The 17977-nt window shown below is 70.8% G+C and carries 20 protein-coding genes (1 of these 20 cut by a window edge); 7 read left to right on the top strand and 13 right to left on the bottom strand.

Features of this window, described 5'->3' with window-relative positions:
- The 3 genes in view from AC3IF1_RS03775 to AC3IF1_RS03785 are tightly spaced (at most 14 nt apart) and all read right to left on the bottom strand, a layout consistent with a single transcriptional unit that may run on beyond the window.
- Nucleotides 1-279: the 5' portion of a hypothetical protein gene (locus AC3IF1_RS03775; protein WP_489215953.1), read on the bottom strand. It extends 234 nt beyond the left edge of the window; the window shows 279 of its 513 coding nt (coding positions 1-279); it begins with the start codon at nucleotides 277-279; the stop codon falls past the left edge of the window.
- On the bottom strand, nucleotides 273-1151 hold the full coding sequence (locus AC3IF1_RS03780) for a hypothetical protein (RefSeq protein WP_243970002.1): 879 nt from the start codon (nucleotides 1149-1151) through the stop codon (nucleotides 273-275). The genes AC3IF1_RS03775 and AC3IF1_RS03780 overlap by 7 nt, the downstream gene beginning before the upstream one ends.
- A 14-nt stretch (nucleotides 1152-1165) precedes the next feature.
- A complete protein-coding gene (locus tag AC3IF1_RS03785) occupies nucleotides 1166-1513 on the bottom strand; it encodes a hypothetical protein (protein WP_489215955.1) in 348 nt (115 codons plus the stop codon).
- Nucleotides 1514-2177: 664 nt separating this feature from the next.
- Between AC3IF1_RS03785 and AC3IF1_RS03790 the strand changes: the two genes are divergently transcribed.
- Nucleotides 2178-2573 (top strand): response regulator, encoded by a 396-nt coding sequence (locus AC3IF1_RS03790; protein WP_489215957.1) that lies wholly within the window; start codon nucleotides 2178-2180, stop codon nucleotides 2571-2573.
- A 55-nt stretch (nucleotides 2574-2628) separates the two neighbouring features.
- Here AC3IF1_RS03790 and AC3IF1_RS03795 read toward each other — a convergent pair whose 3' ends face one another.
- Both AC3IF1_RS03795 and nhaA read right to left on the bottom strand, forming a co-directional pair.
- On the bottom strand, nucleotides 2629-4386 hold the full coding sequence (locus tag AC3IF1_RS03795; protein WP_243970012.1) for a carbamoyltransferase family protein: 1758 nt from the start codon (nucleotides 4384-4386) through the stop codon (nucleotides 2629-2631).
- 55 nt (nucleotides 4387-4441) lie between these two features.
- On the bottom strand, nucleotides 4442-5647 hold the full coding sequence (nhaA, locus tag AC3IF1_RS03800; RefSeq protein WP_489215959.1) for a Na+/H+ antiporter NhaA: 1206 nt from the start codon (nucleotides 5645-5647) through the stop codon (nucleotides 4442-4444).
- A 90-nt stretch (nucleotides 5648-5737) separates the two neighbouring features.
- Here nhaA and AC3IF1_RS03805 point away from each other — a divergent pair, with 90 nt between their 5' ends.
- Both AC3IF1_RS03805 and AC3IF1_RS03810 read left to right on the top strand, forming a co-directional pair.
- Nucleotides 5738-6010 (top strand): DUF4926 domain-containing protein, encoded by a 273-nt coding sequence (locus tag AC3IF1_RS03805; protein WP_489215961.1) that lies wholly within the window; start codon nucleotides 5738-5740, stop codon nucleotides 6008-6010.
- Entirely contained in the window at nucleotides 6007-6372 is a 366-nt protein-coding gene (locus tag AC3IF1_RS03810) for a DUF6883 domain-containing protein (RefSeq protein WP_489215963.1), read from the top strand. Before AC3IF1_RS03805 ends, AC3IF1_RS03810 begins: the two co-directional genes overlap by 4 nt.
- A gap of 13 nt (nucleotides 6373-6385) precedes the next feature.
- Here AC3IF1_RS03810 and tlpA read toward each other — a convergent pair whose 3' ends face one another.
- Nucleotides 6386-7027 carry a thiol:disulfide interchange protein TlpA gene (gene tlpA / locus AC3IF1_RS03815; RefSeq protein ID WP_489215965.1) on the bottom strand — a complete coding sequence of 214 codons (642 nt, stop codon included), beginning with the start codon at nucleotides 7025-7027 and terminating at the stop codon, nucleotides 6386-6388.
- A gap of 42 nt (nucleotides 7028-7069) precedes the next feature.
- On the opposite strand from tlpA, the gene argH reads away from it, so the two are divergent.
- Nucleotides 7070-8449: an argininosuccinate lyase gene (gene argH, locus AC3IF1_RS03820; protein ID WP_489215967.1), complete on the top strand. Its 1380-nt coding sequence runs from the start codon at nucleotides 7070-7072 to the stop codon at nucleotides 8447-8449.
- 400 nt (nucleotides 8450-8849) lie between these two features.
- The gene (locus AC3IF1_RS03825; protein WP_489215969.1) at nucleotides 8850-9347 is read left to right on the top strand and encodes a hypothetical protein; all 498 of its coding nucleotides are present in this window, start codon (nucleotides 8850-8852) and stop codon (nucleotides 9345-9347) included.
- Between the two features lie 260 nt (nucleotides 9348-9607).
- Here AC3IF1_RS03825 and AC3IF1_RS03830 read toward each other — a convergent pair whose 3' ends face one another.
- The 4 genes from AC3IF1_RS03830 to AC3IF1_RS03845 all read right to left on the bottom strand — a co-directional run bounded on the left by AC3IF1_RS03830 (nucleotide 9608) and on the right by AC3IF1_RS03845 (nucleotide 12936).
- A complete protein-coding gene (locus AC3IF1_RS03830) occupies nucleotides 9608-10555 on the bottom strand; it encodes a PDR/VanB family oxidoreductase (protein ID WP_489215971.1) in 948 nt (315 codons plus the stop codon).
- A 4-nt stretch (nucleotides 10556-10559) separates the two neighbouring features.
- Entirely contained in the window at nucleotides 10560-11129 is a 570-nt protein-coding gene (locus tag AC3IF1_RS03835; RefSeq protein WP_489215973.1) for an MOSC domain-containing protein, read from the bottom strand.
- Nucleotides 11126-11518 (bottom strand): Rid family detoxifying hydrolase, encoded by a 393-nt coding sequence (locus AC3IF1_RS03840; RefSeq protein WP_489215975.1) that lies wholly within the window; start codon nucleotides 11516-11518, stop codon nucleotides 11126-11128. The genes AC3IF1_RS03835 and AC3IF1_RS03840 overlap by 4 nt, the downstream gene beginning before the upstream one ends.
- A gap of 89 nt (nucleotides 11519-11607) precedes the next feature.
- The gene (locus tag AC3IF1_RS03845) at nucleotides 11608-12936 is read right to left on the bottom strand and encodes an MFS transporter (protein WP_489215977.1); all 1329 of its coding nucleotides are present in this window, start codon (nucleotides 12934-12936) and stop codon (nucleotides 11608-11610) included.
- Nucleotides 12937-13109: 173 nt separating this feature from the next.
- Between AC3IF1_RS03845 and AC3IF1_RS03850 the strand changes: the two genes are divergently transcribed.
- Complete coding sequence (locus AC3IF1_RS03850; RefSeq protein WP_243969835.1) at nucleotides 13110-13721, top strand: helix-turn-helix domain-containing protein; 612 nt, start codon at nucleotides 13110-13112, stop codon at nucleotides 13719-13721.
- A gap of 321 nt (nucleotides 13722-14042) precedes the next feature.
- Nucleotides 14043-14606 carry a class I SAM-dependent DNA methyltransferase gene (locus AC3IF1_RS03855; RefSeq protein ID WP_489220311.1) on the top strand — a complete coding sequence of 188 codons (564 nt, stop codon included), beginning with the start codon at nucleotides 14043-14045 and terminating at the stop codon, nucleotides 14604-14606.
- Nucleotides 14607-14621: 15 nt separating this feature from the next.
- Here the strand turns inward: AC3IF1_RS03855 and AC3IF1_RS03860 are convergent, their stop codons facing one another.
- The 3 genes from AC3IF1_RS03860 to AC3IF1_RS03870 form a co-directional block, all read right to left on the bottom strand.
- On the bottom strand, nucleotides 14622-15947 hold the full coding sequence (locus AC3IF1_RS03860) for an APC family permease (RefSeq protein WP_489220312.1): 1326 nt from the start codon (nucleotides 15945-15947) through the stop codon (nucleotides 14622-14624).
- A gap of 300 nt (nucleotides 15948-16247) precedes the next feature.
- Nucleotides 16248-16442 (bottom strand): hypothetical protein, encoded by a 195-nt coding sequence (locus AC3IF1_RS03865; protein WP_489215980.1) that lies wholly within the window; start codon nucleotides 16440-16442, stop codon nucleotides 16248-16250.
- A 49-nt stretch (nucleotides 16443-16491) separates the two neighbouring features.
- Nucleotides 16492-17901 (bottom strand): amidase, encoded by a 1410-nt coding sequence (locus AC3IF1_RS03870; RefSeq protein ID WP_489215982.1) that lies wholly within the window; start codon nucleotides 17899-17901, stop codon nucleotides 16492-16494.
- Nucleotides 17902-17977 lie beyond the last annotated feature (76 nt).

Consider the following 17977-nt stretch of genomic DNA (forward strand, 5'->3'; position numbering starts at 1 on the left):
CGGCGCGTCCCCCAGCTCGGGATCCGATCCGTAGGGACCGACCCAGACGAGGGTCACGACGGCCGGGCGCGGGCAGGTGCCGACCGGGACGGGGTGTCGTCCGGCGACGGCGTGCGGCACCAGGGCGCCCGCCCCGAGATCCACCGCTGGGCGCGTGGCCGCCGGGGCGAGGGGGCCACCGGTCTCCGGGGCATGGCCGTAGGCGTAGGCCCGGACGGCGATCGAGGCCCCCAGGAGGACGCACAGGAGCGTGAGACACCGGGCCGGGGCGGTCAGCATGGCCGGCTCGGCACGCAGGCGGGGGCCTCGATTCGGAGCAGCGTGGGACCGATGATCGCCGCCACGGAGGCGAAGGCCACCAGGGACGACCCCGAACCCTCATGCCAGAAGTGGTAGGCCTCCCGGGACGGGAGCATCGCCAGGATGCGGGCGACGTTGATCGTCACCACCAGGCCGGCGCCCGCCGCGAGCGCGCCGAACGCCCCGCGGTCCGCCCCGTGACCGGCGATCTTCAAGATCGAGAGCCAGATCAGTACGGCCAGCGACAGGTTGTGGAACGACGAGCAGCCTTCGAGGATCACGATCGACCAGTCGCCGCGGACGCTGAGGCTCGCCCCCTCGATCCCGAGGCCGCCATAGAGCAGACGGCCGACCCCGTAGATCAGGCCGACCTCGATCCCCTCGATCATCTGGTAGACGAGCTTGAAGAGAAGCTTGCCCCACAATTCGTAGACCGACAGGGCGAGCCAGACCTGCCCGATTCCGACCAGGTTCCGGTCGGAGCGCCTCCGGAGGAGGACCCAGACCCCGCCGAGCGTCATGGCCAGATAGATCCCGTGCTGCTCCGGGACGAACCAGGCCAGCGCGGAGAGCGCCAGGACCGCGCACTCCGATCTGGCCAGCGTCAGGCTTCGACCGGCGGCGCGGATCAAGGACAGAAGCGCGGCCAGCGCGAATGCCTCGCCGATGTTGAACTCGACGAGATGCTGGGCGGTCTGTGTCTGTTCGAACAGGTGGCGCTGCAGGGCGGCCGAGAGCACGGTGCCCCCGGAGAAGACCAGAAGGATCCAGGACGCGGCCCGGTCAGCGCGGCCAGCGCCCCGCGCCGCGTCCGACCAACCGCGCATCCCGCGCCGCGCGAAGCCGACCATGACGGATCAGCCGGTCAGGCCTGCGGCTCGGCGCGGCGGGTCCTGCGGCGGCGCAGGAAGGCGACGGTGCCGCCGACGAGGATCAGACCACAGGCGGCGTTGACCTCCGGCGACGGGGCGCCCCCGGCATTCTGGCTCGACCCGCTCCCCGAGCCGTAGCCGGACCCGCCGAAGAAGCCGCCGCTGAAGAGCGATACGGAGGGGGCGGTGCCCGAATGGGCCGGCGCCGGCGCGGTGTGCTGTGCCCCGCTCGACAGCGTGCTGTCCCAGCCACCCGCCAGCGCATTTCCGCGCCCGGCCAGGGCGGGACTGCAGAATCCGGCCGCCACCACCGCGCAACCGACAAGACCTACGTATTTCATCTGCGTATTCCCTCCCTCACAAAGCTATTGAGAGAAAGAAATCGAATCCGCATTCGATGCAAGCAACAAGTGAATTCGGTTTAATGGATTCACATATTTATCGACATGTTAACTATAACGGCCAACCATATTGGCTCCGTGACGCTTGGAATCGGTATTCCCTGCGCACAGATCGAAGCTTAACAGGTCCGCCCGTACCGACCCGCTTCGACCGGCCGCGCCTCAGAGCCGTTCCCCGTCGCGTTGCCACGGGGAATGGCTCCGGCTCCATGTTGGACCGTGCTGTGTTGCGCCGAACTGGCATCCACATCGGCGGACAGCCCTCTGATCTCAGAACGCGGGATGAAGCCCGGGATCGGCGGCGGGCCCGGTTCGGGGACCGGAGGCGCGGGGGATCGACGCTCCGGATGCGGCCGCACACGATCTTGTGCGGATGCTGTAGGTCTAGCGTGGCTATTCGTGAACTAAGCAGCAACGATGTTTTCACAAAAAGCTCGGCTCATATCACTACAGTTGGAGTGAGAGCAGTGTCGTGAACGAAGTGCAGCAGACTCACGAAGCCGACAGATCCGGGCGCGACGTGCGCGAACCGCCCGAGCGCGGATCGTCCTCGCCCCGGCCCCGTCCGAAGACAGGGGGAACGGCGGGTCCCGATCCGCGCCAGATGCCGGTTCTCGTGGTCGACGACGTGCCCCTGATCCGCACGGTGGTCCGGGCCGTCCTCGAGCAGATCGGGGTTCACGACGTGCGCGAGGCGCCCGACGGCGCCGCCGCGCTCGCCATGCTGAACGAGCACACCTACGGCCTCGTCATCTCGGACCTGCACATGTTCCCGATGTCGGGCTTCGAGCTGCTCCGCCGGATCCGCGACGACCGCCGCCTGCGGGAGACGCTGTTCGTGATGATGACCACGAAGGAGCACGCCCATGCCTTCACGGCGGTACGCCGGGCCGGCGTGAACGCCTGCCTGGTCAAGCCCTTCATGCCGGCCGCCCTGCGGACGATCCTCGCGGAGGTCTGGCCCACCGATCCTCGGCCGGGCGCCGCGCATCTCGTCTGAGCCGTGGCGTCCGGGTCCGAAATCCCCCGCCTGGAACGCCCCGACGCCCGGCCGCTCACTTCACCACCAGCCAGTCCTCGACCACGAGGGCGTCGAGGCCGGTGGTGTAGAACATCAGGATCGCGTCCTCCGCGCCGTGGAGGATCGGCTTGCCCATCACGTTGAAGCTGGTGTTGAGCAGGATCGGCACCCCGGTGAGGTCCGCGAAGGCCGCGATCAGGGCCGCGTAGGCCGGGTTGCGCGCGGGCGTGACGCTCTGGAGCCGGCCGGTGCCGTCCGCATGGACCACCGCCGGCACGCGGGCGCGGACCGCCTCCCGCCAGACCAGGGTGCGCTCCATGTAGGGGCTGTCGGCGTAGTCCTCGAACCAGTCGGGACCGGCCTCGGCCAGGATCGAGGGCGCGAACGGCCGGAACGCCTCCCGGTACTTCACCTTGGCGTTGAGCGCGTCCTTGGCGCCCTCCGGCCGCGGATCGGCCAGGATCGAGCGGTTGCCGAGGGCCCGGGGGCCGAACTCCGCCCGGCCCTGCACCCAGCCGACGAGGCCGCCGGCGGCCAGGATTCGCGCCGCCGCGCGGGTCGCCTCGGCGTGGCCGACCCGCCTGGCCCGGGGCTCCTGTTCGGCGAGGCGCTCCATCGGCAGCGTCGAGACCCGGGAGCCGAGATAGGGCGTCAGCGGGCGCTGGGCGGCGGGCGGGCCGGCCCAGTCCGGATGGTCCTCCGCGTAGGCGAGCCACGCGGCGCCCACGGCGTTGCCGTCGTCGGCCGGGGCGGAGGGGACGTGCAGCCGGCGGAACCCGGAGCGGGCGAGCACCCGGCCGTTATAGGAGGAGTTGAGGCCGCAGCCGCCGGCGATCACGAGATTTTCGCTGGGCGCCAATGCCCGGGCCTCGGCCACCAGGACGTCCATCAACGTCGCGAAAAAATCCTGGCCGCAGCGGGCGAGGTCGGCCCAGCCGTTCTCCAGGGCGTCCGCGGGACGGCGGCCGCGGATCGCCCCGGCGACCGCCCGGATCGTGTCCGCGTCGGCGTAGCGCAGGCGGCCGCCCTCCACCGTGCAGAGCCGGCCCAGCAGGGCGGCGAGGTCCGGATCGGGATGTCCGTAGGGGGCGAGCCCCATGATCTTCCACTCCTCGCCCTTCACCTGGTCGAAGCCGGCGAGGTCGGTTATCAGCCCGTAGAGGAAGCCGAGCGACCCGCGCCCCCGGTGGCGGCGCAGCTCGGTGATCCGGCCGCCGTTCAGCCGGTAGAGCGCCGCCGCGCCGGTCTCGCCCATGCCGTCGACCACCAGGGCGGTGGCTTCCTCGAAGGGGCTGCCCCAGAGGCCGTAGGCGGCATGGCAGAGGTGGTGCGGATAGCGCCGCTGACCGGCGATCGCCGCCCGGGGCGCCGCGCCGGTGATCCGCGCCTCCTGGTTGAGGGCGAGCAAGGTGCCGTGGCCGGCCCGCTCCTGGGCGCCGTGGAGATCGGCGATGAACACCCGCTCCGCCTGCTCGGGCACGAAGGAGCGGTTGAGCGCGGTGCCGTGGGCGGCGAGCGCCATCAGGTCGAAGGCGCCGGCGCCGGCTTGGCCCCGCAGGAAATCGGTGAATTGCGGTCCCCAGGTCGAGGCGATGACCAGCTCGGAACCCGGCGGGACATGCGCCTTCAGGAGGGACGCCATCCGGCCCGGGGCGTCCGGCTCGCAGTTCGGGGCGCGCTTGTACTGGAGGTCGCGCTCCGCGGCCTCGGCGAAGAGCAGGCTGCCGTCGGGCCCGACCAGGGCCAGGGCGGGATCGTGGAAGGTGGTGGCGAGGCCGAGATAGAAGCGCATACGCAAGCGCGGTAGCGCATTTTTCCGCGCAACGGAGCCCAGCCGGGCGCGGCGGCTACCGGATTGCTGCGGGGCGCCGCACCAACACGAGAATCCCCGCCCCCGCGAGTCCCGAGAGGGCGGAGCCCGCCAGCACGCCGAGCTTCACGGCGGTCTCGTGCTGCGGATCCGCGAAGGCGAGGCCGCCGATGAACAGGCTCATGGTGAAGCCGATGCCGCAGAGCACGGCGACGCCGTAGACCTGCCCCCAGCCGGCTCCGGCCGGGCGCTGTCCGAACCCGAGTGCGACGGCGAGCCGCAGGCTCGCGAACACACCGGCCTGCTTGCCGAGGAACAGGCCGGCCGCGATGCCGAGCGTCACGGGCTGGAGCAGCGCGTCGCCGGTCAGGCCGGTCAGGTCCACGCCGGCATTGGCGAAGCCGAAGATCGGCACCACCCCATAGGTGATCCAGGGTGCCAGGGCATGCTCCAGCCGATGGAGCGGCGACTCCGCCGCCTCCGGCCGGCCGGGGCTGACCCGGATCGGGATGGTCAGCGCCAGCAGCACCCCCGCGATGGTGGCGTGGATCCCGGAGCGCAGCACGAGTACCCAGAGCACGAGGCCGAGCAGCCCGTAGGCCGGGAGCCACCCGATCCCCGCCCGGTTGAGGCCGTAGAGGGCGGCGAGCACCAGGGCGGCGAGACCCAGCATCGTCGTGTCGAGACCGGCGCTGTAGAAGAGCGCGATGACCAGGACGGCGCCGAGGTCGTCGATGATCGCCACCGCGCTCAGGAAGATTTTCAGCGAGACCGGCACCCGTTGGGCGAGGAGCGCCAGGACGCCCAGGGCGAAGGCGATGTCGGTGGCCGCCGGGATCGCCCAGCCGCGCAGGGTGTCGGCGCCGAGATTGAACAGGGCGTAGACCAGGGCCGGCACCGCCATGCCGCCCAAGGCCGCGAAGCCGGGCAGCGCCCGGTCCGGCCAGGTGCGCAGCCGCCCGTCGAGCGCCTCGCGCTTGATCTCCAGCCCGACCAGCAGGAAGAACCCGGCCATCAGGCCGTCGTTGATCCAGTGCTGCACGCTCAGCGGGCCGAGGGCGGCGTGGAGCCCATGGGCGTAGGCCTCGGACAGGGGCCCATTGGCGATGACGAGTGCCAGCGCCGCCGCGCCGATCAGGATCAGCCCGCCCGCCGCCTCGCTGGCGAGCATCCTGCGGATGGCCGAGAGCGGGCGCCGGCCCCGCTTCGGCGCGGGGCGATCGGGGGACGGGGGCGGCTTCATCGGGGCAGGCCTTGCCGCGCATCGGCGATGGGGGCAAGCGCCGGGCGCCGCGCCTTGCAATGCGGATCGCCTGTCCCGTATCTTCACACCATGTCAGACCGGCTGCTCTCGCTGGTGGTCGACAGCCGGTCCGCAGCGGATCGGACGCCCGGAGGCGCTGCGTTCCGGGAACTCGACCGCGTTCGTACCCTCGCCGAGGTGATCGGCGAGGATGGAGAACGCGTGCCCACGGGCAGCACCGGGACGATCGTCGCCGTCTGGGGCGCGGGTGCCGCCTTCGATGTCGAGTTCACGCGGCCGGTCGAGGCGCTCGCCGCCATCGCGCCGGAGGTTCTCGTCCTCGTGGAGCGCGCCGGCGCTTGATCGGCCGAGTCGACTACCCGGCGCAGTTCCGGGTGGATGACGACAAGGTGCGGCGCTACTTGCTCGATCCGGGTCACGAGGATGGCGGCCCGAAATGCGCCTTCCTGCTCAGCGTCGGCTTCTCGATCGGCGATCCGGTATCGCTGATGACGGCGCTCGTCGGGCATCCGACGCCGTCCACGCTCACGAGGACCTATCCGGTGCCCTACGGCCTGCGGTACCATTTCGAGGGGCCGATGCGCTGTCCCGGCGGAACCATGGCGAACATCCGGACCGTCTGGCAGGTCGACGACCGGCCCGGACTGCATCCCGCCCGCTTCATCACCCTCAAGCCGCTGCGGAAGGTCCTGCGCGATCCGTAGCGCGCCCCCGCGCTCACGACGCCTGCCCCAGGGCCGCGCGGATCAGCGCCAGCCCGTCCGGGCTCGACCACGCGGCCGGGCCCTTCATCACCCCGAGGGTGCAGCCCTTCGCGTCGATCAGCATCGTGGTCGGCAGGCCGGGCGATTGCGTGTCGCGCTGGATCGTCGGCAGGACGCGGCCGCCGGGATCGGCGTAGAAGGCGAGGTCGTGGATGCCGGCCTGCTTCAGCCAGTCCGGCGGCTTGTCGAGGTTGCGGGTGTCGACGTTGATGGCGACCACCTGGAAATCCGGGCCGCCGAGCTGGGCCTGGAGCCGGTCGAGGGCCGGCATCTCGGCCTTGCAGGGGGCGCACCAGGTTGCCCAGAGATTGACCAGCAGCAGCCGGCCCTTCAGGTCGGACAGCCCGGTCTCGGCGCCGTCCGGACCCTTGAACCGGATCTCGGGCGCCGGCCGAGCCCGCTTCAGGGCCTGCATGGCGGCGACCTCGCCCTTGGCGGCGGCGTCGACCCGGGCCAGCGCCGGATCGGAGCCGGCGCAGGGGCCCGGTGCCCCGTCCGTGTTGCCGGGCAGGAGACCGCTCCCGTATAGGGCGAGCCCGAGGGCGGCGAGCGCGGCGAGGCCCGCGCCGGCCGCGATTGTGGTGCGGCCGGGCATCAGGCTTGCCTGCCGGGATGGTCAGGGCGCGGAAGGATCGACATGAGCAACCGGATGTGGGGCGGCCGCTTCGCGAGCGGCCCGGCGGAGATCATGGAGGAGATCAACGCCTCCATCGGATTCGACAAGCGCCTTGCGCCCCAGGATATCCGCGGCTCGCTGGCGCATGTGGCGATGCTGGGCCAGGCCGGCATCCTCCCGGCGGAGGATGTGGCGGCCATCGAGGCCGGGCTCAAGTCCGTGCGCGACGAGATCGAGGCCGGGCGCTTCGTATTCAAGCGCGAGCTCGAGGACATCCACATGTCGGTGGAGAGCCGGCTGACCGAGATCGTCGGCCCGGCGGCCGGGCGCCTGCACACGGCGCGCTCGCGCAACGACCAGGTCGCCACCGACATGAAGCTGTGGGTGCGCGACACCCTCGACTCCCTAGACCAGCAGGCCGCCGACCTGCAACGCGCTTTGGCCGAGACGGCGCTCAAGCATGCCGGCACGGTGATGCCGGGCTTCACCCATCTCCAGTCGGCCCAGCCGGTGACTTTTGGCCACCATTGCCTGGCCTATGTCGAGATGCTGGCCCGGGACCGGGGCCGGTTCCGCGATGCGCGGGCGCGGCTCAACGAGTGCCCGCTGGGCGCCGCGGCGCTGGCCGGCACCTCCTTCCCGATCGACCGGCACGCCACCGCTGCGGCCCTCGGATTCGACCGGCCCACCGCCAATTCCCTGGATTCGGTCGCCGACCGCGATTTCGCCCTGGAATCGCTGGCCGCCGCCTCGATCTGCGCCGTGCACCTGTCGCGCTTCGCCGAGGAGCTGGTGGTCTGGACCTCGGCGCAGTTCAACTTCGTCCGCCTGTCGGACGGGTTCACCACCGGCTCGTCGATCATGCCGCAGAAGCGCAACCCCGACGCCGCCGAGCTGGTGCGGGCCAAGTCCGGCCGGATCATCGGCGCGCTGACCGGCCTGCTGATCGTGATGAAGGGCCTGCCGCTCGCCTATTCCAAGGACATGCAGGAGGACAAGGAGGGGACGTTCGACGCCCTCCAGGCCCTGTCCCTGTGCCTGGCCGCCCTGACCGGCATGGTGAAGGATCTGGAGCCCAACGCCGCGGTGCTCAGCCAAGCGGCCGGCTCCGGCTACGCCACCGCCACAGACCTCGCCGACTGGCTGGTGCGCGAGCTCGGCCTGCCGTTCCGCCAGGCTCACCACGTCACCGGCCGCCTGGTCGGCGCGGCCTCCGCCAAGGGCGTCGGGCTGGAGGATCTGTCGCTTCCCGAGATGCAGGAGGCCGAGCCGCGCATCACAGAGGCGGTCTATGCCGTGCTCGGCGTCGCGAACTCGGTGGCGAGCCGCACTAGCTACGGCGGCACCGCGCCCGATAATGTGCGCCAGCAGGCGCAGGGCTGGATCGAGCGGCTGGCCTGACCGGGGACGGGGCTCGGCCCCTGGGCGACGCGGGCTTCAGCCAGGGCGGCGGCCGCGTCGCCCGGCATCCTCCACGTGGATCGAAAACGCCGAGCGCACCGGCCTCGACCCGCAGGCTTGGCTCGCCGACGTCCTCGGGTGTCCGCCTGCCCCCGCCCGCCCGGCGCATCGACGATCTGCCACCCCTGGAATTGGACTCAGCTCCGGCCCCGGATGATCGCTGTCTGACGCCCCATTGCAACGACGAGCGCGGCCTTCACCGCGGGCGTACGAAATCGGCGGCCGTTCGCCCGGGGTTGATACAAGGTGTATGTCAATTCGAAACCATAACCGGCTAGATTTTTCGATCATGGAGCTGAGATTGATCGCGATTTAAACGCTCGCGCCCAAGCTCGCGGCAATGCGAATCGATGAACTGAAGCTACGACTCATGTCGTGTCACATCGCTGCTCGACGGGTCGGCAGGACGACAAGTACGGCGCTGCTGAGCGTCCTGATATCCGCCGTGCATCCGCTTGCCTGCGCCGCTGGCGGGGGTAATCCGGATAGCCTCAGCCTCATCGACGCGTATCACCGATCGGCCGATCCGGCTGGATCATCGGCAACAGCCACGTACAGCGACCTGACCGTCAATACGCCCGGCGCCAACAACCGGCTGTTCACGACGGACGCGGAGGCCGGCAAGACGTCGAGCATCTCGCAGTCCGGCAAAGACAACACCGTGAGCGTCGATCAGAACGGAAAAGCGGCCGTCCTCACGGGCGTTCAATCGGGCGCGGATAACCGCATGACCGGCACCCAGGGCGATCTCGCCATGCTCCGCGTCAGCCAGCGCGGGGACCAAAACGTCATCCAGGCGCTCCAAGCCGGGCGAGATAACAGGGCCACGATCGAGTAGAGTGGCGCGTACAACCTGGTATCCGGTGCGCAGACGGGCTCCGGCGAGAGAGCTGTCGTCATACAGACCGGCACGCATCAGACGGCGGTCTACGCGCAGAGCGGCACGGGTGCTGTTTTGTCCATTCGGCAGCATTGACGAACGGTGCAGGACGATATCCCGGCCCGGCTCGACATGGGGTCCGACGAGACCCGGCAGGCCGATCCCGGGATTGACGACGGCCCCGGGGGGAAGGGCTCGACGGCATCAGCAGCGGACTCTCAGAGCGCGAGGGTGACCTTCACGCGGGCGCGGGACACGCAGGGCATCATCCGATCCTGACGCATGGCGACCGGCAGCACGACGTCGCGGTGGATCACGGTGCCGTCCCGGTAGCCGCACTCGCAGGAGCCGCACACGCCGATCTCGCAGGACGAGGGCATCGCGAAGCCGTGCCGCCGCAGAACCTCGAGCAGGGAGGCATCGGCCGGCACGTGGATGACCGCCCCCGTCGAGGCGATCAGCGCGTCGAAGGGTTCGGGCTTGTAGGTCTCGTCGGCCATCGGCGCGAAGTGCTCGACATGCACCCGTTCCGCCGGCCATCCGGCGGCCGTCAGCGCGGCCTGCACGGCGTCGGTGAGCCGTTGGGGCCCGCAGGCATAGGCATGGATGCCCGCGCCCGGCGCTCCGAGCGAAGCGGGATCGAAGCGTCCGCCATCCGAAGAGAACCAGCAGCGCAGCCGGTCGCCGCACAGCGTCCGCAACTCGGACAGCAGCGGCGCCTGTTCGGCCGAACGCGCGCACAGGTGGAGCGTGAAGTCGGCGCCGCTCGCAGTCAGGCGCCGGGCCATGGCGGCGAGCGGCGTCACGCCGATGCCGCCGCCGATCAGGACATGGCGCCGTGCGCCGACGGCCAGACCGAAATTGTTGCGCGGGTGGGAGACGTGGGCGACGGCGCCCGCGACCAGGTTGGCATGCGTCCACAGCGAACCGCCGCGGCCCGCATCCTCGCGCTTGATCGCCAGGACATAGCGGCTCCGGTCGGCCGGATCGCCGCAGAGCGAGTATTGGCGGATGCGCCCGTCCGGCAGGCGCAGGTCGACATGCGCCCCGGGCTCCCAAGCGGGCAATTCGGGGCGCTGCGGGTGGACCAGCGTCAGGCGCAGCACCTCCGGCGTGGTGGCGACGGCCTCCACCACCGTCAGCTTCATGACGATGCGCGCGGACACCGGCTCAATCCACCAGCGCGATGGCGTCGCCCGGGCGGATGATCCCGCCGCGCTCGATCCCGCAATTCAGGCCCGAGCGGTTGTAGAGCGGCAGGTAGACCGGCTGGCCGAGCAGTTCCTCCAGATACTTGCACGGGAAGTTGAGGCGCCCGCCGCGCAGGATCACCTCGCCGACCCGGAACCGGCGGCCGACGAGGTGATTGAGCGGCACGCCGCGCACCGTGAGGTTCCGGCGGTGGTCGACCGGCGCGAGCTGGATCGGGCCGCCCTGAAGCGGCGGGTCGTTGCGCGCGAGGGCGTCGAGCGCCTCCTGCTCGATCAGCGTCACTTCGCGGGTGTCGGGCTTGGGCGAGTAGGTCCCCGTCCCGAGGAAGTAGCGGTCCCCCTCGATGCCGCGGCCGGCGACGCAGTGGGCCTCGGCCAGTTCCTCCATCTCGTAGCTCGCCGCCGACGCGATGTGGATGGTGAGCAGCGTGCCCCGCCATCCGGTCGCGCCGCCGGGGACGGCGACCGCCACCGAGCCGGCCGCGTGGGCGAAGGCTTCGACGTGGCGCGGTGCGGATGGCGCGCTCATCGGACCGGCCCCGTCGCCAGCGCGATCGCCTCGACCTCGACCAGCGCGTCGCGGGGCAGGCGCGCGACCTCGACGGTCGAGCGCGCCGGCGCAGCGCCGGGGAAATGCTCGGCATAGATCGCGTTCATCGCGGCGAAGTCGTTCATGTCCTTCAGGAACACGGTGGTCTTGGCCACGCTCGCGAGGCTGGCGCCTCCGGCCTCCAGCACCGCGGCGAGGTTGGCCAGCGCGCGGCGGGTCTGCGCCGCGATGCCCTCCGGGAACGCCCCCGTCGCCGGGTCGATCGGCAGCTGCCCCGAGGCGAAGACGAGGTCGCCGACGCGGGTCGCCTGTGCGTAGGGGCCGACGGCCGGGGCTGCCGCCGCCGTGGCGATGATGGTCCTGTTCAAATCCGTCGTCCTGTCGCGTGAGGGCTGTCGGGAGTATTCCATTGCAGTGGATGCACGTCCACTCCCTGAACCGTATTTCGGTGTGGCGTTCAGTCGATCTGCCGGCGGGCGGTTTCCGGCGCCGCGAAGGTCGCCGCGAGCGTCACGCAGGCGAGGGCGATCAGGTAGGCCGAGATCGGCCACGTCGCGCCGCCGCTCCAGGCGAGCAGGGCGGCGGCGATCAGCGGCGTGAAGCCGCCGCTCAGCGCCGCGCCGACCTGGAAACCCAGCGAGGCGCCGCTGTAGCGCAGGCGGGCATCGAACAGTTCGGACATCCACGCGGCCCCGGTCCCGAACATGATGCCCTGCCCGAAGCTCAGGGCCACCGCGACGGTCAGGGTGATGATCGTCGGGTCGCGGGTATCGAGGAGCCGGAACATCGGGAACGCGAAGGCGATCGAGAACAGGCAGGCGGCGATGAACAGCGTCCTGCGCCCGTAGCGATCGGACAGCCAGCCGAAGACCGGGATCGTGAAGAGCTCGATGATGGCGGCGACCAGGATGCCGTTCAGGATCACCCCCCGCGACAGGCCGAGCTGGCCGGTGACGTAGGAGATCGAGAACACGGTGACGACGCTCACATAGGCGATCTCGGAGACCTTCAGGCCGACGGCCTTCAGGAACATGCCGGGATGCTCGGTGAGGATCTCCATCACCGGCAGCCGCGCCGTCACCGCCCGTTCCTTGATGCGCCGGAACGCCGGGGTCTCGTGAAGCCGCAGGCGGATGAACAGGCCGACCCCGACCAGGGGCGCGCTCGCCAGGAACGGGATGCGCCAGCCCCAGGCCTGGAACGCCGCCTCGGGCATCAGGCCGGTCAGCGCGAACGCGCCGATCGAGAGGATCACGCCGATGGGATAGCCGAGCTGGACGATGCTCCCGAAGAACCCGCGCCGGTCCGCCGGCACACTCTCCACCACCATCAGCACGGCTCCGCCCCACTCGCCGCCGATGCCGATCCCCTGGACGAGGCGCAGGGCCACGAGGAGGATCGGCGCGAGGAGGCCGATCTGCCCGTAGGTCGGCAGGCACCCGATCAGGAAGGTGCCGAGCCCCATGATCATCAGGGTCAGCGACAGCATGGCCTTCCGGCCGATCCTGTCGCCGAAATGGCCGAAGACCGCCCCGCCCAGCGGCCGGGCGAGGAACCCGACGGCATAGGAGCCGAACGCCGCGATCGTGCCGACCGCGGGGTCGATGCTGGGAAAGAACAGCTTGTTGAAGACGAGCGCGCTGGCCGTGCCGTAGATCAGGAAATCGTACCATTCGACGGTGGTGCCGATGACGCTCGACCAGACGATCTGGCGCCTGTCCGCGTGCGTCACCGCGCCCGGCTCGGCGATCCGTGTCGCATCCAACGGCGCTGCGGCGTTGGGCATGGGGGGGCATCCACTTTGCAGGAGGAATTTCCACTCCGTCTCATACAAGCGGCGTGCCAATTGCGGGCTCCGGTCGCGGGGGCGCTCCCACGCGACCTATGCTAAGCACCCGACCGATCAGCCCCGGGCGCTCAGGGATGACGCGTCAGCCGGAGGACCAGGACGAAACGCGAATGACGGTCACGACAGAGGTGCGGCGCGTCCAGATCGAGGCCGAGGCGCGCTCCCAGATTCAGGTGCTTGCCGAGGAGATCCGGCGCCGGCGGAAGAAGCGCGATCTCTCCCTCGAGGCCTTGGCGGCCGTGTCGGGGGTCAGCCGCTCGATGATCTCGAAGATCGAGCGCGGCGAGGCCGTGCCGTCGACGGCGGTCCTGTCGCGCCTCGCCGAAGCGCTGGACGTGACCTTCTCCCGGCTGATGGCGCCCGCCACCGACCTGGAGGTGCTGCTGATCCCGGCGTCCCGCCAGCCGGTGCTGCGCGACGAGGCGTCGGGCTTCCTGCGCCGCTGCCTCTCTCCGGTCCTGCCCGGGCGGGGGATCGACTGGGTGCTCAACACGCTGCCGCCGGGCGCCACCACGGGGGAGTTCGTCGCCCATCGCCGCGGCGTGTCGGAATACATCTTCGTGCTGAAGGGACGCCTGCGCGCCACGATCGGCGACCGCGCCCTCGTGGTCGAGGAGGGCGACAGCCTGTATTTCGAGGCCGATGCCGGGCACGCCTTCACCAATCTCGGCCCGGACGCCTGCCAGTATTTCCTGGTGATCGACGCGACGCGGCTGCGCTGAGGCCCGGCCGGCTCCTGCCGGCCGCCTCTGGCGCGCAGCAGCACCACCATGGGCGCGCTCACCCGATCCCAGGTCGAACTTCGGAACCGTCGTCACCGGGCGCCGTTGCACCGGCCTGCACTCACGGACGCGGAGAGGCTTATCGTGCGCGACCGCGAGCGACCGTCACGCCGCCGCCTGCTGCGCTCCGGGAGCGCCATCGTCACGGGCATGATGCTCGGGACGCGCTGGGCGGAGGGCGCCGAGACAGGCCCGGGCGCGCCGGGCGGAACCCAGACCGGCCGTCGATCGACGACCCTGGATCCCGACTACTTCAAGGGCATGTACGCCACCGAAACCGACCCCTGGCACTTCGCCACCAGCCCCTACGAGCGCGACAAGTACGCGGCGACGCTCGCGAGCCTGCCGCGGTCCCATTACACGTCCGGTCTGGATGTGGGCTGCTCGATCGGCGTGTTCACCCACCAGCTCTGCACCCGGTGCGACGCGCTGATCGGCCTCGATGTCGTGCCGTCGGTGCTGGAGGCGGCCCGGGCACGCTGCGCCGATTGCCCGAACGTGCACTTCATGCTGGCCGCCGTGCCCGGCAAGTGGCCGGACGGGCGGTTCGACCTGATCGTGATCTCGGAGGTCGCCTACTATCTCGACCGCGCCGATCTCGCCCGCCTCGTCGCGCGGGTCGCGGGCGCGTTGCTGCCCGGCGGCGACATCGTGCTGGTCCACTGGCTCGGCGTCACCCACTATCCGCTCTCCGGCGACGAGGCCGCCGAAGGCTTCATCGCGGGCGCGCGCGACTTCGCGCAGGTGCTGACCCAGTCGCGAACCGCCGAATACCGGCTCGATGTGCTGCGGGGGCTCGCGTCCGGGGCGCCCCCCGTCCGCTGACCGCAGGCCGCCGCGTCAGCGCTGTGACCGGTCCGCCGCGTTCCGCGCCCGCGCGGTCGTGACGCCGTACAGCAGGAGGCCGGCCAGCATCATGAGGAGGCCCGCCAGCGACTGGAGGGGCCGGACGGCCACGAGGTGGACCAGCATGAACAGGGTGACGGCGAGGAAGATCAGCGGCGTGACCGGATAGCCCCAGGCCCGGCAGGGCCGCGGCAGGTCGGGCCGGGTGATGCGCAGCTTGATCAGCCCGAGCACGGTTAGGAACGCGCAGACGGTCAGGCCGAACTGGATGAAATCGAGCACCGCCTCGAAGCTCCGGGTGAGGAGCAGGAGGCTGGCGATGCCGGCCTGGAGGAGGATCGCGGCCACGGGCGCGCCGGTACGGGAGCGGCGCGCGAACAGACGCAGCAGCGGCACGTCCTCGCCCATCGCCACCGTGACGCTCGGGCCGATCCACATCAGCGCGCCGAGGCTCGGGATCAGGCCGGCGCAGATCAGGGCGCCGACGAGGCGGCCGCCCGTCTCGCCGAAGACGTGCCGCCCCGCGATCAGGGCGACATCGACCTGTCCGGCGAGTTCGGCCAGCGGCGTCGTGTAGAGGAACACCGCGTTCAGCGCGACGTAGAGCACGACCACGAGGCCCGTCCCGACGAACAGCGCCCGGGGCAGGCTGTAGGGCGGATCGGCCAGGTCGCCGACGATGTAGGTCGCCGCGTTCCAGCCCGAGTAGGCGTACATCACGAACACGAGGCTCACGGCGAAGCCGGCGCTGAAGATCTGCCCCGGGTCGAAGGCGCGCGGCGTGAAGCTGATCGGCTGGTCGCCGCCGGTGGCGAAGCCCGCGACGATGAACGCCACGATCAGCGCGAGCTTCAGCAGGGTGAAGCCGACCTGGATGGCCTCGCCGCGGCGCCCCCCGCGCAATCGGATGGCCGTGACGACCCACAGGACCGCGAGGCCGAGGGGGAGCGGCGGCACCCCCGGCAGGATCGCCTCGGCGTATTGCCCGAACGCCATCGCGGCCAGCGCCACCGGCGCACTGAACCCGACCGTGGCCGAGAGCCAGCCCGCCATGAACCCGATTGCCGGACCGTAGGCCCGTGTGAGGAGATTGTACTCGCCGCTCGAGCGGGGAAACATCGCGGCGAGCTCGGCGTAGCTGAACGCCCCGCACAGCGCGACGATGCCGCCGATGAACCACAGCAGCAGCAGCGCGAAGCCGGACTGGATGTCGCTCACCTGGAACCCGAGGCTGGTGAAGACGCCGATGCCGACCATGTCGGCGACCACGAGCGCCGTCGCCGCCAGGGTCGAGACGGCCGGTGGGGGGCCGGACGGCATCGGATCGCCGGTCACGAGCGTCTCCGCCGAGGCCTGTGCGCGTTCATCGCAAGCGCTCCGTGGGCCCGTTGCGGATCGGGCTGGCCAAGCCTTCGCGGAGGACGGCAGAGGTTCCGAGCCGCGACGTCGCCCGCCTGTCCCAGGGACGGCGATGGATCGGAGGCGATGAACCGGCATCTCTGACGATATGCGATTGGTCTATCCCCGGCCGCGAGGCCGGAAAACCATTTTTCCGCCGTCGAGGTCGAAACGCATCGGACGTCCGGATCCGAAACGGTGGGAGACGGGGCGAACCGCGATTCAGGCGACCCGGCCGAGCGTCTCACGCAAGGCGTCGGGGCGTGATCCGAGCCACGCATCCGCCTGACCCGGCTCCGGCAGCACGGTGCCGAATTCCAGGACAGGGTGGGCCGGGATGTCGGAGATGTCGACCCAGACGTCCTGATCCGAGATGCCGAGGATCGCGCTCGTCTCCGCCATGATGCGTTCGAGCATCCTGGCCTTCTGCGCCCGGGTCCGGCCCGCCCGGTGCCCTGCGAACCGCCTACAGGCTCGGATGAAGGTCGCGGACCGGGCTGACCGTTTCCAGCAGCGCGGCGGCGTGCAGGATCGTCGCCTCCGCCTGCCAGCGACCCACCACCTGTACGTTGATCGGCAACCCCTCGCGGCTCGTCCCGAACCGCATCGACAGGCCCGGCAGGCCCGTCACGTTCAGCGGCACGGTCGCACCCTGGAGGAAGGTCAGGTCGACCGTCTCCCCGTTGACGACAAGCTTCTGGAGGCCGTGCTTGTGCGCCGGGACCGGCAGCACGGGCGTCAGCAGCAGGTCGTAATCCCGGAAGTAGGCGGCGTATCCGTCGCGGAGCCGTTCCGCGGCCTGCTCCGCCGCGATGTAATCCGCCATGGACGTGTCGGGCAGCGCCAGCATGGTCCTGGCCATCCTGTAGATCTCGTCCGGGCTGCGCCCGGCGGTCGCCTCCCGGAATGCCGGTTTCATCTCCATGACGTGGAGCTTGTTGAACACGTCCAGGGCGGAGTCGCGCTCCAGGGCCGGGATGCGCACGGCGTCCACGACGCAGCCCGCGTGCTCGAGGGCTTCGGCCGCCGCCCGGACGGTCGCCGCGACCTGCGTGTCGATGGGTCCGAAGCCGGGCTCGACCAGCCAGCCGACCCGGAGCGGACGATCGGGCACGGCTGCCGAACTCGCGTTGAACGGGCCGGCGCTCGACGCGAAGCCGTCCTCGCCATCGGGGCCGGAGAGCAGCGAGAAGGCCAGCGCGAGGTCGCGGATCGAGCGTGCCATGGGACCGACGTGCCAGAAGCGCCGGGGCGCCCGCGGCCAGATCCCGGTCATCGGCACGCGCCCGTGGGTCGCCTTGAGCGAGACGATGCCGGTCTGCGCGGCCGGCCCCCGGATCGAGATGGCGAGGTCGGTGCCGAGGCCCAGCGGCGACATGCCCGCCGCGATGGCCGCCGACTCGCCGCCGCTCGAGCCCCCCGGCGTGCGCGAAAGGTCCCAGGGATTGTTCGACCGGCCGGAGAGCAGGTTGTCGCTCTCGATCCAGTAGGAGAACTCCGGCAGGTTGGTCTTGGCGAGCAGGATGCCGCCGGCCTTCTTCATGCGGGCGACGCTCGTCGCGTCGGTATCCGGCCGGCGCCCCTTGAAGATGGGCGAGCCGCGCTGGGTGAGGACGCCTGCCGTATCGATGGAATCCTTCACGGTGAACGGGACGCCGTGCAGGGGGCCGAGCGCCTCGCCCGCCAAGACGGCCGCCTCGGCCTCCCGCGCGGCGGCCAACGCCCCCTCGGCGACGGTGACGATGGCATTGACCTTGGGGTCGACCGCCCGGATGCGGTCGAGGTGGGCCCGCACGACCTCGACGGGCGAGAGTTGCCGTGTGCGGATCAGATCGGCGAGCCGGGTCGCGTCCGAGAAGACGATGTCGGTGGTCATGGGCTGAGATCCTTCGAGACCGCTGATGCGGGTGGATCGCCGTGGCTTGGCCAGGCGACGATCCTGGGCGATGATG

Source organism: Methylobacterium sp. E-012, from assembly GCF_057836545.1.